This is a genomic window from Bacteroides sp. B1-V-101 (assembly GCF_023656585.1).
Classification (GTDB): domain Bacteria; phylum Bacteroidota; class Bacteroidia; order Bacteroidales; family Bacteroidaceae; genus Bacteroides; species Bacteroides thetaiotaomicron.
Window position 1 is genome coordinate 1 of sequence record NZ_JAMOKH010000005.1, and the last position, 15,202, is coordinate 15,202.

Annotated in this window: 12 protein-coding genes and 2 rRNA genes; all 14 read left to right on the forward strand. The window is 40.2% G+C overall.

Features of this window, described 5'->3' with window-relative positions; translation table 11 throughout:
* Window positions 1-92: ribosomal RNA gene (locus tag NBH01_RS05715) — 23S ribosomal RNA — on the forward strand; the annotation flags it as partial.
* A 116-nt stretch (window positions 93-208) separates the two neighbouring features.
* Window positions 209-319: ribosomal RNA gene (gene rrf / locus NBH01_RS05720) — 5S ribosomal RNA — on the forward strand.
* 530 nt (window positions 320-849) lie between these two features.
* A complete protein-coding gene (kdpF, locus tag NBH01_RS26655) occupies window positions 850-930 on the forward strand; it encodes a K(+)-transporting ATPase subunit F (protein WP_062694355.1) in 81 nt (26 codons plus the stop codon).
* Between the two features lie 24 nt (window positions 931-954).
* The gene (gene kdpA / locus NBH01_RS05725) at window positions 955-2,661 is read left to right on the forward strand and encodes a potassium-transporting ATPase subunit KdpA (protein ID WP_008764088.1); all 1,707 of its coding nucleotides are present in this window, start codon (window positions 955-957) and stop codon (window positions 2,659-2,661) included.
* An 18-nt stretch (window positions 2,662-2,679) separates the two neighbouring features.
* Window positions 2,680-4,713 (forward strand): potassium-transporting ATPase subunit KdpB, encoded by a 2,034-nt coding sequence (gene kdpB / locus NBH01_RS05730; RefSeq protein ID WP_008763738.1) that lies wholly within the window; start codon window positions 2,680-2,682, stop codon window positions 4,711-4,713.
* Window positions 4,714-4,729: 16 nt separating this feature from the next.
* Window positions 4,730-5,299 (forward strand): K(+)-transporting ATPase subunit C, encoded by a 570-nt coding sequence (locus tag NBH01_RS05735; protein ID WP_016268818.1) that lies wholly within the window; start codon window positions 4,730-4,732, stop codon window positions 5,297-5,299.
* A 115-nt stretch (window positions 5,300-5,414) separates the two neighbouring features.
* Window positions 5,415-6,161, forward strand: a complete 747-nt coding sequence (locus tag NBH01_RS05740; protein WP_054960028.1) for a hypothetical protein — start codon at window positions 5,415-5,417, stop codon at window positions 6,159-6,161.
* A gap of 98 nt (window positions 6,162-6,259) precedes the next feature.
* A complete protein-coding gene (locus tag NBH01_RS05745) occupies window positions 6,260-7,387 on the forward strand; it encodes a sensor protein KdpD (RefSeq protein ID WP_048694100.1) in 1,128 nt (375 codons plus the stop codon).
* 19 nt (window positions 7,388-7,406) lie between these two features.
* Window positions 7,407-8,846 (forward strand): HAMP domain-containing sensor histidine kinase, encoded by a 1,440-nt coding sequence (locus NBH01_RS05750; protein ID WP_008764093.1) that lies wholly within the window; start codon window positions 7,407-7,409, stop codon window positions 8,844-8,846.
* Between the two features lie 185 nt (window positions 8,847-9,031).
* A complete protein-coding gene (gene guaA / locus NBH01_RS05755) occupies window positions 9,032-10,339 on the forward strand; it encodes a glutamine-hydrolyzing GMP synthase (protein WP_008764094.1) in 1,308 nt (435 codons plus the stop codon).
* A 405-nt stretch (window positions 10,340-10,744) separates the two neighbouring features.
* On the forward strand, window positions 10,745-12,175 hold the full coding sequence (locus NBH01_RS05760; protein WP_055230330.1) for a tyrosine-type recombinase/integrase: 1,431 nt from the start codon (window positions 10,745-10,747) through the stop codon (window positions 12,173-12,175).
* A 196-nt stretch (window positions 12,176-12,371) separates the two neighbouring features.
* Window positions 12,372-13,616 carry a hypothetical protein gene (locus NBH01_RS05765; protein ID WP_192921639.1) on the forward strand — a complete coding sequence of 415 codons (1,245 nt, stop codon included), beginning with the start codon at window positions 12,372-12,374 and terminating at the stop codon, window positions 13,614-13,616.
* A 197-nt stretch (window positions 13,617-13,813) separates the two neighbouring features.
* A complete protein-coding gene (locus NBH01_RS05770) occupies window positions 13,814-14,140 on the forward strand; it encodes a DUF3853 family protein (protein WP_055230335.1) in 327 nt (108 codons plus the stop codon).
* A gap of 712 nt (window positions 14,141-14,852) precedes the next feature.
* Complete coding sequence (locus tag NBH01_RS05775) at window positions 14,853-15,149, forward strand: hypothetical protein (protein WP_055230339.1); 297 nt, start codon at window positions 14,853-14,855, stop codon at window positions 15,147-15,149.
* The last annotated feature ends 53 nt before the right edge of the window (window positions 15,150-15,202 follow it).

Consider the following 15,202-nt stretch of genomic DNA (forward strand, 5'->3'; position numbering starts at 1 on the left):
GGTCGTTAAAGACGATGACGTTGATAGGATGCAGGTGTAAAGGTGGTAACATCAAAGCCGAGCATTACTAATTGCCCGTTCACTTTCTTTCGGACGGTGCGGATCGCGATATATACGTTTAGCGAGCGTATCAGTAAGTTCATTCATTTGACTCTGATATCTTACTTAAGTTTTACTTTTCATCATGTCATAACCTTATTGAATTTATTCAGGTGGTTATAGCACGAGGGTTCCACCTCTTCCCATTCCGAACAGAGAAGTTAAGCCTCGTCACGCCGATGGTACTGCGTAACAGTGGGAGAGTAGGTAGCCGCCGTTTTTAGAGAAGCCCTTCAGGTAGAAATACCAGAAGGGCTTTATTGTGTTTGATACTTTCGGAATTTAAGTACACATCATCCACATACTTCAAATCTCCTGTTCTGCTAAAAAATAAACGACCGGACAATCTTTTATAATACTATTTTTCAGTATCCTTTTCAGCCTCTTTTTCCTTCAATTTCATTCTTTTTCCTTCTGTTTTATTTAAAATCCCATATTCTGCCAAGACTAAATACCCTTTCAAAATTGAACTACTTTTTCAAAATGGAAAGGTCGACTCTGTTATTATATATTTCCTTCTTCTTTATATATGTTTGATAATCAATTTATTGCCATTTCTTTTAGAGTTTTGGCACGCATTTGGCATAATACATTGCAAGTATTATAATAATAAATATTTAAAAGATTAAAGACATGGAGATAACACTATCATTTGTTTTTTGCCTCTTGAGCGGCTTTGCCTGCTTCTGGCTATTTTGGAAATGCGTAGACTGGTTTGAAAAGATCTAGAAGAGGAAAGGAGAATTAATTATGTACACAACACTATTTGTATTAGGTATTGCAATCTTCGGTTATTTGATGTATGTACTCATCAGACCCGAAAAGTTTTAAAGTTATACAGTTTAAGGTAAAAGTATGAATACAGAAATTTTAGGTGTGGTCGCACAAGTTGCCTTGATGGTGATTTTGGCTTATCCACTAGGAAGATACATTGCCAAGGTTTATAAAGGAGAGAAAACCTGGTCGGATTTCATGGCTCCTATTGAAAGAGTCATTTATAAAGTATGCGGAATTGACCCTAAAGAAGAAATGAACTGGAAACAGTTTCTGAAAGCATTATTGATATTGAATGCTTTTTGGTTCGTATGGGGAATGGTATTGCTGGTTTCGCAAGGATGGTTACCTTTAAATCCGGATGGCAACGGACCCCAAACGCCGGATCAGGCTTTTAATACCTGTATCAGTTTTATGGTCAACTGTAACTTGCAGCACTATAGTGGCGAAAGCGGATTGACTTACTTCACACAGCTGTTTGTCATTATGCTCTTCCAGTTTATTACCGCTGCAACCGGTATGGCTGCTATGGCTGGTATTATGAAGAGTATGGCTGCCAAGACAACAAAAACAATCGGTAACTTCTGGCATTTTTTGGTAGTGAGCTGTACACGTATCCTGTTACCGCTTTCTTTGATTGTAGGTTTCATCCTGATTCTTCAGGGAACCCCGATGGGATTCGACGGAAAAATGAAGGTAACTACCCTCGAAGGACAGGAACAGATGGTTTCGCAAGGACCTGCGGCTGCCATTGTGCCCATTAAACAATTAGGAACGAATGGAGGCGGTTACTTTGGTGTGAACTCTTCTCATCCGTTGGAAAATCCGACTTATCTTACCAATATGGTGGAGTGCTGGTCTATCTTGATTATTCCGATGGCAATGGTACTTGCATTAGGGTTTTATACTCGTAGAAAGAAACTGGCTTATAGTATTTTCGGAGTGATGCTCTTTGCTTTCCTGGTAGGCGTCTGTATCAATGTCAGTCAGGAAATGGGTGGAAATCCCCGTATCGATGAACTGGGAATTGCGCAGGATAACGGTGCGATGGAAGGTAAGGAAGTTCGTTTGGGTGCCGGAGCTACAGCACTTTGGAGTATTGTGACTACTGTTACTTCCAATGGTTCGGTGAATGGTATGCATGATTCTACTATGCCGTTGTCAGGTATGATGGAGATGCTGAATATGCAGATTAATACTTGGTTCGGCGGTGTAGGCGTAGGTTGGATGAATTATTATACGTTCATTATTATCGCGGTATTTATCAGCGGTTTGATGGTAGGTCGTACCCCGGAATTTCTCGGAAAGAAAGTAGAAGCCCGTGAAATGAAAATAGCTACGATAGTAGCACTGCTTCATCCATTTGTCATATTAGTGTTCACAGCAATCTCAAGTTATATATATGTACATCATCCTGACTTTGTGGAAAGCGAGGGCGGTTGGCTGAACAATCTTGGATTCCACGGCTTGAGTGAGCAGCTTTATGAGTATACATCTTGTGCCGCTAACAATGGTTCCGGCTTTGAAGGACTGGGAGATAATACTTATTTCTGGAACTGGACCTGTGGCATTGTACTTATTCTTAGCCGATTCCTGCCTATTATCGGACAAGTTGCCATTGCCGGCCTGCTGGCTCAGAAGAAGTTCATTCCCGAGAGTGCCGGAACGCTGAAGACTGATACGCTGACTTTCGGAATAATGACGTTTGTCGTTATCTTCATTGTGGCTGCTCTGTCCTTCTTCCCGGTACACGCTTTGAGTACAATTGCCGAACATTTAAGTTTGTAATTCTGAATTAGAGAAGATATGAAAAATATGAAATCAGCTTCTTTGTTTCAAAAGGAGCAAGTTATAGAAAGCCTGAAACAATCATTCGTGAAACTAAACCCGCGACTGATGATAAAGAACCCGATCATGTATACGGTAGAGGTGGCTACAGTGGTCATGTTGTTTGTGACACTTTACTCCATCATCAATCCCTCTCAGGGTTCGTTTGCCTACAACATAGCTGTGTTTATCATTCTGTTTATTACACTGCTGTTTGCCAATTTTGCCGAAGCGATTGCCGAAGCACGGGGAAAAGCGCAAGCCGACAGCCTGCGTAAAACACGGGAAGAGACACCTGCCAAAAAGGTGGAAGGTAATCAAATAGTGACTGTAAGTTCTTCACAACTAAAGAAAGGAGATGTGTTTGTCTGTGAAGCCGGAGACGTGATTCCGTCCGATGGGGAAATAATCGAAGGATTGGCCTCTATCGATGAAAGTGCGATTACAGGTGAGTCTGCTCCGGTGATCCGGGAGGCGGGCGGCGATAAAAGCTCAGTGACGGGAGGTACGAAAGTATTGTCCGATCATATAAAAGTAATGGTGACCACCCAACCGGGAGAAAGTTTTCTGGATAAAATGATTGCACTGGTGGAAGGTGCGTCTCGTCAGAAAACTCCGAATGAGATAGCACTGACTATTCTGCTGGCTGGTTTTACACTTGTCTTTGTCATTGTGTGTGTGACGTTAAAACCGTTTGCCGATTACAGCAATACTGTCATTACCATTGCTTCACTTATTTCTTTGTTTGTGTGTCTGATTCCGACAACAATCGGAGGACTTCTTTCCGCTATCGGTATTGCCGGTATGGACCGTGCACTACGTGCGAATGTGATAACAAAATCGGGTAAGGCAGTGGAAACTGCCGGCGATATTGATACCTTGTTGCTGGATAAGACCGGAACTATCACCATCGGTAATCGTAAAGCTACCCATTTTCACACTGCGCCGGGCATTGATCTGCACGCTTTTGTAGAAAACTGTCTGCTTTCTTCTCTGTCCGATGAAACTCCGGAAGGCAAATCAATCGTAGAACTGGGACGTGAATCAGGTATCCGTATGCGCAGCTTGAATACGACAGGCGCACGAATGATTAAGTTTACAGCCGAAACCAAATGCTCGGGTGTCGATTTGCCGGACGGAACTCAGATTCGTAAAGGGGCTTTTGATGCTATCCGTAAGATTGTGGAAACTGCCGGAAACAAATTCCCCGAAGAAGTGGAAAAGGTGATCGCTGCTATTTCAAGCAATGGTGGTACGCCGTTGGTGGTATGTGTTAATCGGAAAGTGACGGGTGTTATCGAATTGCAGGATATCATCAAGCCGGGTATTCAGGAACGTTTCGAACGCTTGCGCAAAATGGGAGTGAAGACAGTGATGGTGACCGGTGATAACCCGCTGACTGCCAAATATATTGCAGAAAAGGCAGGTGTCGATGATTTTATTGCCGAAGCGAAGCCGGAAGATAAAATGGAATATATCAAGAAGGAACAACAGTCCGGCAAACTGGTGGCAATGATGGGGGACGGTACGAATGATGCTCCCGCTTTGGCTCAGGCGAATGTCGGAGTGGCAATGAACAGTGGTACGCAGGCTGCAAAGGAAGCCGGCAATATGGTAGATCTGGATAATGATCCTACCAAACTGATCGAGATTGTGGAAATCGGTAAGCAGTTGCTGATGACCCGTGGAACACTGACTACTTTCTCTATCGCCAACGATGTGGCTAAATATTTTGCCATTGTCCCCGCCTTGTTTATGGTGGCTATCCCCGAACTGGCGGCGTTGAATATCATGCAGTTGCATAGTCCTGAGAGTGCGATCCTTTCGGCAGTCATCTTCAATGCGATTATTATTCCGATCTTGATTCCGTTGGCTTTGCGTGGCGTTCAGTACAAGCCGATAGGTGCAAGTGCTTTGCTTCGCCGGAATCTGCTGATTTACGGTGTAGGTGGTGTGATTGCTCCGTTTATCGGAATTAAACTGATTGATTTATTAGTAGGTTTATTCTTTTAATTAAAAAACAATAGCGATGAAAACTTTATTTAAATCACTAAAGATAACTCTTGTTTTCTGTGTCTTTTTCTCCGTATTCTATATTCTTATTTTGTGGTTGTTTGCACAAGTGGCAGGACCTAATAAGGGAAATGCTGAAGTTGCCACACTGGATGGAAAAGTGGTGGGTGCGGCCAATGTCGGTCAGATGTTTACAAAAGATATTTATTTCTGGGGACGTCCTTCGTGTGCCGGAGACGGTTATGATGCTTCTAGTTCGTCCGGTAGCAACAAAGGACCCACGAATCCCGAATATCTGGCTGAAGTGGAAGCGCGTATCGATACGTTCCTTGTACATCATCCTTATCTGAGCCGTAAAGATGTTCCGGCGGAGATGGTAACGGCGAGTGCCTCCGGCCTCGACCCCAATATTACTCCGCAATGTGCATACGTGCAGATAAAGAGAGTGGCACAGGCACGTGGCCTGACTGAAAACCAAGTGAAAGAAATCGTTGATCAAAGTGTGGAGAAGCCTTTACTCGGAATTTTCGGAACGGAGAAAATAAATGTGCTGAAGCTGAATATAGCACTTGAAGAGAATAAATAACCAAACACTGGGCGGCGTGCCTGTCCGAATCGTTTTAGTTATTTATTGCGGTTCAAATAAACAGGGCTGGACAGGGCGCTGCTCTTTTTTAGAAACATAAAATAAAAAGATAAATATGAAGAGTTTTTTTAGTAAGAAGATTGTTGTAGGAGCATTGGTTACGGCAACTGTATGCGTATCGGGTATAACGGATGCAAAAGCACAGGAATTTGCTGTGCAGGGAGATATTGTCAGTTCCTATGTCTGGCGGGGAATGTACCAGGGTGGAGGTGCGGCTTTTCAACCCACGCTGGGGTTTGGGTTCGATAATTTTTCTGTTACCGCATGGGGATCTACTAATTTCAGTGGAGGGAATAAAGAACTGGATCTGACTCTTGCCTATAAGTTTGGTAAGGCGGGACCTACGCTGACGGTTGCCGATTTGTGGTGGGAAGGTGAAGGGGCATATAAATATTTTAATTTTAAGAGCCACGAGACGGGACATCATTTTGAGGCGGGATTGGCTTATACGTTGCCCGTAGAGAAGTTTCCCCTGTCCGTAGCGTGGTATACGATGTTTGCCGGAAAAGACAAGAAGCTGAATGATAGCGGAGAACTGAAACAGAATTATTCCTCCTATCTGGAACTGAACTATCCTTTCAGTGTGAAAAATGTCGATTTAAATGTAACTTGCGGCGCAGTACCGTATAAGGCGGAGGGTATGTACACGAATAGTGGCTTCGCCGTGACTAATGTAGCTTTAAAAGGAATGACAGAGATAAAAATTAATGATAAGTTTTCATTGCCGATATTTGCACAGGCTATATGGAATCCATGTGTTGAAGATGCTTTTTTGGTTTTTGGCGTAACTTTAAGACCATAGATATAAACTCATGAATTTTTATTATGCAGAAACCCGTGGTGATCGTGATGATTACTACGGGTTGAAATAGTTTATAAACAGCAATTAATGAAATGGATATGGATAGAGAACAGAGTGTACAACATTTTTTGGATCTGATCAAGAAGTCTCATCGAGGCAAGTTTAAAATCTATATCGGCATGATAGCCGGTGTAGGGAAGTCTTACCGTATGCTTCAGGAGGCTCATGAACTACTGGAGAATGGGGTGGATGTACAAGTCGGCTATATTGAAACTCACGGGCGTGCCGGAACGGAGGCTCTGATGCAGGGGCTGCCTGTGATCCCCCGACGTAAAATTTTCTATAAAGGAAAAGAGTTGGAGGAAATGGATGTGGACGCCATTATCCGCCTTCATCCCGAGATTGTGATTGTGGACGAACTGGCACACACCAATGTGGAAGGCAGTTTGAACGAGAAACGTTGGCAGGATGTGATGACTCTGTTGGATGAGGGGATTAATGTGATTTCCGCAATCAATATCCAGCATATCGAGAGTGTGAATGAAGAAGTGCAGGAGATTACAGGGATCGAGGTGAAAGAACGGGTGCCGGACAGTGTGCTTCAGGAAGCGGATGAAGTGGTGAATATCGACTTGACAGCGGAAGAACTGATCTCGCGTCTGAAAGCAGGAAAGATATACCGTCCGGAAAAGATTCAGACAGCGCTGGATAATTTCTTCCGGACCGAGAATATCCTTCAACTGCGGGAACTGGCTCTGAAGGAAGTGGCGCTCCGGGTGGAGAAGAAGGTGGAGAATGAGGTTGTGATGGGTGTCTCGGTCGGAATCAGGCATGAGAAGTTCATGGCTTGTATCAGTAGTCATGAGAAAACACCCAGGAGGATTATCCGGAAGGCGGCACGTCTGGCAACACGATATAATACGACTTTCGTTGCTCTCTATGTGCAGACTCCGAGGGAGAGTATGGACCGGATTGATCTGGCCAGTCAGCGTTATTTGCTGAATCATTTTAAGCTGGTAGCAGAACTGGGCGGAGAGGTCATCCAGGTGCAGTCGAAGGATATTCTGGGGAGTATTGTCAAAGTTTGTCGGGACAAGCAAATATCTTCTGTTTGCATGGGAACTCCTAATCTGAGATTTCCTCATGCCATTTGCTCCATACTCGGATATCGAAAGTTTTTGAATAATTTGTCACAAGCTAATGTAGATTTGATTATACTTGCATAATATTAACCGTATGAACGATATGAATATTAAAACAAAACTGATTCTCGGCATCGGGATGCTGGCGGGAATGATTATTTTGCTGGTAACACTTTCTGTTGTGAACCTTCAGTTGCTGACTGCCACAGAACCTGACAGTCCTGCCGCTATGCCGGCATTGGAACGCGCTCTGTTGTGGATTTCCGTTACCGGCGGTATTTGTATATTGACCGGATTGACATTGCTGTATTGGTTGCCCCGAACAATCAGTAAACCCATCAAGGAACTGAAACAAGGGATTCTTGAAATAGCCAATCATAATTATGAAGAACGGCTGGATATGAGAAATAATCAGGAGTTTCGGGAAGTCGCCGAGAGTTTCAACCGTATGGCGGAACGTCTGGCCGAGTATCGGGCAAGTACGTTAGCGGATATTCTTTCTGCCAAGAAATTCATTGAGGCCATCGTGAACAGTATCGACGATCCGATAATCGGTCTGAATATGGATCGTGAGATTTTGTTTATTAATGAGGAAGCACTGAACGTGCTGAATCTGAAAAGAGGTAATGTCATACGTAAATCTGCGGAAGAATTGTCTTTGAAGAATGATCTGCTTCGCCGGCTGATTCGTGAACTGGTGACGCCGGGAGATCAGAAAGAGCCGTTAAAGATATATGCCGATGATAAAGAGAGTTATTTCAAGGCTTCCTATATTCCTATCATAAATACGGATGCAGGGAAGGATGAACCCAGCAAATTAGGGGATGTCATTCTGCTGAAGAATATAACGGAATTCAAGGAACTGGATTCTGCCAAGACTACATTTATTTCGACCATTTCACACGAATTGAAAACTCCGATTGCGGCTATCATGATGAGTCTGCAGCTATTGGAAGATAAACGTGTCGGTGAGCTGAATGATGAACAGGAACAGTTGTCCAAAAGCATCAAGGAAAATAGCGAACGCCTGTTGAGCATTACGGGCGAATTGCTGAATATGACTCAGGTAGAGGCAGGCAAGCTGCAATTAATGCCGAAGATAACGAAGCCCATTGAACTGATAGAATATGCGATTAAAGCTAATCAGGTACAAGCGGATAAGTTCAATATTCAGATAGAAGTAGAGTACCCGGAAGAGAAAATCGGCAAGCTCTTTGTCGATAGTGAAAAGATAGCTTGGGTATTGACTAATTTGCTCAGCAATGCGATTCGTTATTCTAAAGAAAACGGGCGTGTCGTGATTGGTGCCAGGCAGGAAGGAGATATGATCGACCTGTACGTTCAGGATTTCGGTAAAGGCATCGATCCCCGTTACCACAAGAGTATTTTCGACCGTTACTTCCGTGTTCCCGGAACAAAAGTTCAGGGCAGCGGACTCGGTTTGTCTATTTCGAGAGACTTTGTGGAAGCGCATGGCGGTACGCTGACAGTAGAAAGTGAACTGGGAAAAGGAAGTCGGTTTGTGATGCGACTGAAAGCATAAAAGAGAATGTTCGGAAAGTGTCCGAGGCGGTTGCTGTGATAAATAAATGTGGTAGCTGATTTAATTTGAAATGAAACTTTGGGAATCAAGACATTGCAGCGTCTTTTAAAATCTTTATATTTGCAGACTAATTGAAGTTAAAGTCAAATTTATACAATATAATAACTTAAAAGAACCAAAATCAGATGAAACAGGACATGATTGTTATCCTTGACTTGGGTAGTCACGAGAATACGGTATTGGCGCGCGCCATCCGTGCATTAGGAGTTTATAGTGAGATTTATCCTCACGACATCACAGTAGAAGAACTGAAAGCATTGCCCAACGTAAAGGGTATTATTATCAATGGTGGACTGAACAACGTGATCGACGGTGTTGCTATTGACGTGAATCCGTCTATTTATACGATGGGGATTCCTGTTATGGCTGCCGGTCACGATAAAGCGACTTGCGCAGTGAAGCTTCCGGCATTTACAGATGATATCGAGGCTATTAAGGCTGCTATAAAGTCTTTCGTATTTGATACTTGTCAGGCTGAAGCTAACTGGAATATGGCGAACTTTGTCAATGACCAGATCGAGCTGATCAGACGTCAGGTGGGTGATAAGAAAGTATTGCTGGCATTGTCGGGTGGTGTTGACAGCTCAGTGGTAGCTGCTTTACTTTTGAAGGCAATCGGTGAAAATTTGGTATGCGTGCACGTAAATCACGGCTTGATGCGTAAAGGTGAGTCTGAAGATGTTGTTGAAGTATTCAGCAACCAATTGAAAGCAAATCTGGTTTATGTAGATGTAACAGACCGCTTCCTGGATAAATTGGCAGGTGTGGAAGATCCCGAACAGAAACGTAAGATTATCGGTGGTGAGTTTATCCGTGTGTTCGAAGAAGAAGCACGTAAACTGGATGGTATCGATTTCTTAGGTCAGGGTACTATTTATCCGGATATTGTAGAGAGCGGAACGAAGACTGCCAAGATGGTGAAATCTCATCATAATGTAGGCGGTCTGCCTGAAGATCTTAAGTTCCAGCTTGTAGAGCCCTTGCGCCAGTTGTTCAAGGATGAAGTGCGTGCTTGTGGTCTGGAGTTGGGGTTGCCTTATGAGATGGTTTACCGTCAGCCGTTCCCCGGTCCTGGTTTAGGTGTACGTTGTCTGGGTGCTATCACACGCGATCGTCTGGAAGCAGTACGTGAGTCTGACGCCATTTTGCGTGAAGAATTCCAGATTGCCGGCCTGGATAAAAAGGTATGGCAATACTTTACCGTAGTGCCTGACTTTAAATCTGTTGGTGTACGCGATAATGCCCGTTCTTTCGATTGGCCGGTGATTATCCGCGCTGTCAATACGGTAGATGCTATGACAGCTACTATTGAACCGGTAGACTGGCCTATCCTGATGAAAATCACAGACCGTATTCTGAAAGAAGTGAAGAATGTGAATCGTGTTTGCTATGATATGTCGCCGAAACCTAATGCGACTATTGAATGGGAATAAGAGTATAGAGCATTAAATAGAATAGCCCCCGGAAGCTGAATATAAACTTTCGGGGGCTAATTTTTTGCATTTAGCGTCACCTATGGCGTCACCTGCCACCAATTGATGTATAAAAGAAAAAGGCACCCAAGAGTGGAAGCCTCTCAAATGCCTTATTCTTATCAAGTAGCGGGACCCGGGATTGAACCGGGGACCTCATGATTATGAATCATTTAGAATGATTTTTTGCGATTTTTATTGGATGATATATTTGCTTATTTATCAGTGATTTAATACTTTTGTGACATTGTCTGATAATGACTGATTCTTAGAAAATAAAGCTTTTTGTGTTCCCGCTGTGTTCCCATTGTGTTCCCAAATAGCTTATTAAAGTGTTTTGTTTTATGTTTTTAAATATGATGATTTATGGATAAAAAGTATATAAGTTGTTTGGTTAATGACAAAGTTGGTGTTTGCGCAATAAGTCTTGTTCTAGACAAAAGGCATGTGAGGAATGGAGGTAAATATCCTATAGCATTACGTTTTACTATAGATCGAAAAAGATTGTATTATCCGTTGGGAGATAAATATACAGAAAAAGAATTTGATGCTATTTGTAGAGCAAAAAATACAGGTCGAAGATCCAATATTAAGAGTGAGAAGGAAACAAACTTTGAGTGTAAGATGCTTTTAGAACAAACATTTAAATCTTATGTTGATATAGTACAGGATTTGGATAAAACTTCTAAACTTAGTTTGAATATGATCATGACTCGGTTAACTGGAAAAAATGAAGAGGATTCATTTTTGTTAGTATGGGAAGATATTATTAATAATAGGTCTGTGGGAACTGCAGATAGTTATACTACGGCAAAAAAATCATTTATTAAGTATGTGGGAGTAATATCTGGTTTTAATGTATCCAAGAGTACAATTGAGAAATGGATTAAAGGAATGGAGAATGATGGATTTACTAAAACGACTATTGGAATATATTTAAGGGCATGTCGGGTTGTGTGGAATGAGTGTACACAAAGGGGATTTTTAAGTAAAAAAGAATATCCGTTTGGTAAAGATAAAAGTTTGATCACGATTCCTGTAGGTAGTACACGAAAAAAGGAATACCTGAATGTAGAGCAAATGACGGAATTGTATCAAGTGTTTATCAACAAAAAATATCCAGAATCATGGCGAAAGAGTTATATAGAAAAGGTTCATTTTTCTTTAGGATTGTTTTTGGTACAATATTTATGTAATGGTTTTAACTTAGCAGATGCTGCACGGCTTCGATACAATGATTATTATTATATTAGTGGTAAACAGTCTTTTCAGTTTATGCGTTATAAAACTAAGGATAGAAGTGAAAATAATAGTGAGGTGGTAATTCCGATTATTGAACCTTTGAGAATAATTTTGTCGGAAATTGCTGCACCGGAGGAAAGAGGGGGATTGGTATTTCCTTCTATATTGAAGGGGGAAACAAATGAAGTACAGGTAAGGAAACTGATAGCATTAGAAAATAGTAATATTCAAGATCGGATGAAAAAGTTGACTATGGCTTTAAATTGGGAGATTTTCCCTAGCAGTACTTGGTGCAGGCATTCTTTTGCAACAAATTTAACTCATGCAGGAGTTCCTATTAATTATATAAGTGATAGTATGGGGCATTCTCGTGATGAAAATATTACTGCGCGCTATATAGATATTTTTCCACATGAACAGCAAGTGCTATATAATAATAAATTGTTAAATTTAGCCTATGAGGAAATGACTTCGATTACTAAAATATTAAATTCACTTACTCCTGATGAATTGAAAGCTATAATAACTGTGGTAAAGAGTAAAACAAAGGATTGATAGGTATAATAAATATTACCAAGGGGTTGGTGCGATGAATCTGACATAATTGAAAGAAGTTTATGAGTATATCAGGAGTATAGTTTAATATTTTCTTTATATTTGAGGCAGTATTCGGGAGAACTGGGTGCTGCTTTTTTATTTATTCACTAAAAACGCTGAAATGTTAGAGCAGATAATTGAAAAGTTTGAGTTTATGAATAGTCTCATTGATATTCTAAATCCTTTAGAGTTATATGAATTCTTAAATCACCAAAAAATGTTAGAGGTCGTTGATTCAGATATTCGTATTAGCGAAAATGATTTAAGGAGTGATCCTACTTTGAATATTAGTGATGAAAAGTTATTTGTAAGATTGAAACAGTTATCAAAAAATGATATAGAATCGATATGTTCATATCTTTCTCTATCAAATGTTCGTAGAAATAAGATGATAAATGCATTAAGAGACGACGATTATGCTTCATTCTGTCAGATAGATAAAAGGGGAGATTTATTTCTTTATATAAAAGCAGGAATATTTTATTTTGATTGTTTTAAAGAAATACTATCCAATAATAGTAGAACCCTTACAATTATAATTAATGCTTTCAAAAATGTAGATTGTCGTAAATCAATTTTTGAGCAATTATATCCAGTGGTTAGTTCATTAGTAGAAGAGGCTTCTTGTGTTAATATTCCTTTAGTTGATCATTCCACGGATACAAAAATCCGAAATATGGGCAATCAATTAAAATTATTACCTAAGTTGCTAAAAGACTCTTCTTCTGATAAAGAAAATGAAGAATATATAATGTCTCTATTGGAGGAATATTTACATGGATTGTCTGAGATATTTGATATGATTCAGTCTTTCCCTGCACAATATGTAACGCGTTTTTTCAATAAAATGTCGAATTCTGCTTATGCATTTAAGTTGCAAGAAATTTATAATGGATATAAGCAAAAAAATCCCAAAGCAATAGATATTATAATTTGTCCAGACAATTATAAAGCACCTCGTATTTTTAATCTACCTGAGAGTTTTGACACATTAAGACAGATCGGCGTAGAGAAAGAAAAATATGATTTCCGATTGGATTTGAATAGAAAATCAATAGAATACTTATATAAAGAACTTATTGACAGGTATGTCTTTGATATTCCCATAGAGCAGTTTGCTTATATTTTAACGGGGAAACGAGAAAAGGTCAAAGGAGTTGATCATCCATCGATAAAATGGCTTGGCACTATGCAGGATTTAAGTTGTTTTATTGGATTGTTATGTAAAAAGAGGAAAGGGAAGGATACTTATGGAATATGGAGTATAACCCAAAAAGTTTTTGTAATTGATGGTATAACGATAGATAATAAATCAATTTCTACCGAGTTTTCCAAAATAAAGAAGGATCGCAAACCTTATATTTATTTTAAAAAATTGATAGAAAAAGCTGTAGACTAATCAATTGCAATTGATTTTGATAAAGGAAGGATGTATCGTAAGTGCGATATGTCCTTTTTTGTTTTTATCCGGTTGAAATTGGGTTGTAGTGTGAAGAAATAATTTAAATATTAATAGCTACTCTCTATCTTCACAACCGAATTCTGAGCGCTCTGAATTCAGAATAGATGTTCAACAATTAAAAATTAGAAGAAAATATGAAAGATACCTTATTAAAAGAAAAACCTCTTTTTCAGTCTACTTTGGGTGATTTGGTGGAGGTCTTGAAAGAAGAGTTAGGCTTTGCAAGCGAGAGTGGTAACGATGAAAAGGACAACATCTTCCCATCTGGTGGTAAACATTATGTCCGGGGCATGAAAGAACTGGCAAAAGCTCTTCATTGCTCTATTTCGACTGCTCAACGCATAAAGAGTAGCGGTGTCATTGATGCAGCCATTTCCCAAAACGGTAAGGTCGTTGTAATTGATGTTGAGCGGGCTTTGGACATATTGAGAGTTTCTAATAAAAAATGGGGACGCAAGTAGTCTCAGGTAATTAATCGGAATAGACAGTTTCGCTGAGAAATATGCCGGCTGTTTTCAACGGTGGAGCTGTCTGTTCATAAATCAAGAAGGAATCTATGAAAAGTCTATTGACCTTCAATGAAGTTCATATGTAGTTTAATAGGTATAAATTTATGGATGTAAAAGATAGCCTACTGTCAGGTGTGTCTTTGTATAACAGCTTGACTTCAAAAGGATTATTCCTTTGTTTTATTGCTTATATTTGCTCTCGAAAATTTAGAAAGTAACCACTAAAATCTTAGTAGATGGACAGAAATTGGAATCTGTAAATGGCGCAGTACTTCAAAATGATAAGAACGCTTTAGTAGAGTTTCCAAAAGCTGATAAGGAGGCTGAAAAAAAAATATTATAATTAACCCGGAGTGATTGCTGGTAGTATATGAAAGCACTCCATAAGATTAAATTATATGTTAAACAATATAGACATCAAGAAACTCTATGATACTGGAGGCAAATGCAAAGGTTTATCCGCGCTCCCTAGTATCCTAAAATTGGGTGGTGCATGCTTAATTCTAAGTGTTGCAAACTTTGGTCTTTGTTGCCTTTATCATAGGTACAAGAAGCAAATTGAATTAGATGAGGAGGTTCGTGCGAACAATGCGGCACTTCAAAGCAGATTGAAACTTAATAATGTTCATATAAATAGTCTAATAAATAAAAGTAAATTACAAAAATGAAATTAATACCTAATTCAAACAACATTGCTCGAATCACTGGGATACTGGGAGTTAAGAAGACAACCGAATACTTTTTTATAGGGACAGGTTTCGCATTGGTTGCTTTAGGTTCTGTTTGTTATCTTATAACGGCGATTAAATCCCACGGTAGGATAAAGGAGCAGAATGATGTATTCGCAAACAAGCAGAGGGAGATTGAAATTGCTTCTTTATGTAAAATGCAGGAGAACGAACAACTTCACATTCATCGTATGCAGGAAGAGCATAAGCGGATGTCAACAGGTACAAACTGACAGAATATGAAGAGCGATAACTGTATAAAACGGAATAGGGGAAGTCCAGCGGT

What these genes read in the sequence shown, in the direction of transcription:
- kdpF (WP_062694355.1), top strand. Translation starts at nt 850, where the DNA reads ATGTACACAACACTATTTGTATTAGGTATTGCAATCTTCGGTTATTTG.
- kdpA (WP_008764088.1), top strand. Translation starts at nt 955, where the DNA reads ATGAATACAGAAATTTTAGGTGTGGTCGCACAAGTTGCCTTGATGGTG.
- kdpB (WP_008763738.1), top strand. Translation starts at nt 2,680, where the DNA reads ATGAAAAATATGAAATCAGCTTCTTTGTTTCAAAAGGAGCAAGTTATA.
- NBH01_RS05735 (WP_016268818.1), top strand. Translation starts at nt 4,730, where the DNA reads ATGAAAACTTTATTTAAATCACTAAAGATAACTCTTGTTTTCTGTGTC.
- NBH01_RS05740 (WP_054960028.1), top strand. Translation starts at nt 5,415, where the DNA reads ATGAAGAGTTTTTTTAGTAAGAAGATTGTTGTAGGAGCATTGGTTACG.
- NBH01_RS05745 (WP_048694100.1), top strand. Translation starts at nt 6,260, where the DNA reads ATGGATAGAGAACAGAGTGTACAACATTTTTTGGATCTGATCAAGAAG.
- NBH01_RS05750 (WP_008764093.1), top strand. Translation starts at nt 7,407, where the DNA reads ATGAATATTAAAACAAAACTGATTCTCGGCATCGGGATGCTGGCGGGA.
- guaA (WP_008764094.1), top strand. Translation starts at nt 9,032, where the DNA reads ATGAAACAGGACATGATTGTTATCCTTGACTTGGGTAGTCACGAGAAT.
- NBH01_RS05760 (WP_055230330.1), top strand. Translation starts at nt 10,745, where the DNA reads ATGGATAAAAAGTATATAAGTTGTTTGGTTAATGACAAAGTTGGTGTT.
- NBH01_RS05765 (WP_192921639.1), top strand. Translation starts at nt 12,372, where the DNA reads ATGAATAGTCTCATTGATATTCTAAATCCTTTAGAGTTATATGAATTC.
- NBH01_RS05770 (WP_055230335.1), top strand. Translation starts at nt 13,814, where the DNA reads ATGAAAGATACCTTATTAAAAGAAAAACCTCTTTTTCAGTCTACTTTG.
- NBH01_RS05775 (WP_055230339.1), top strand. Translation starts at nt 14,853, where the DNA reads ATGAAATTAATACCTAATTCAAACAACATTGCTCGAATCACTGGGATA.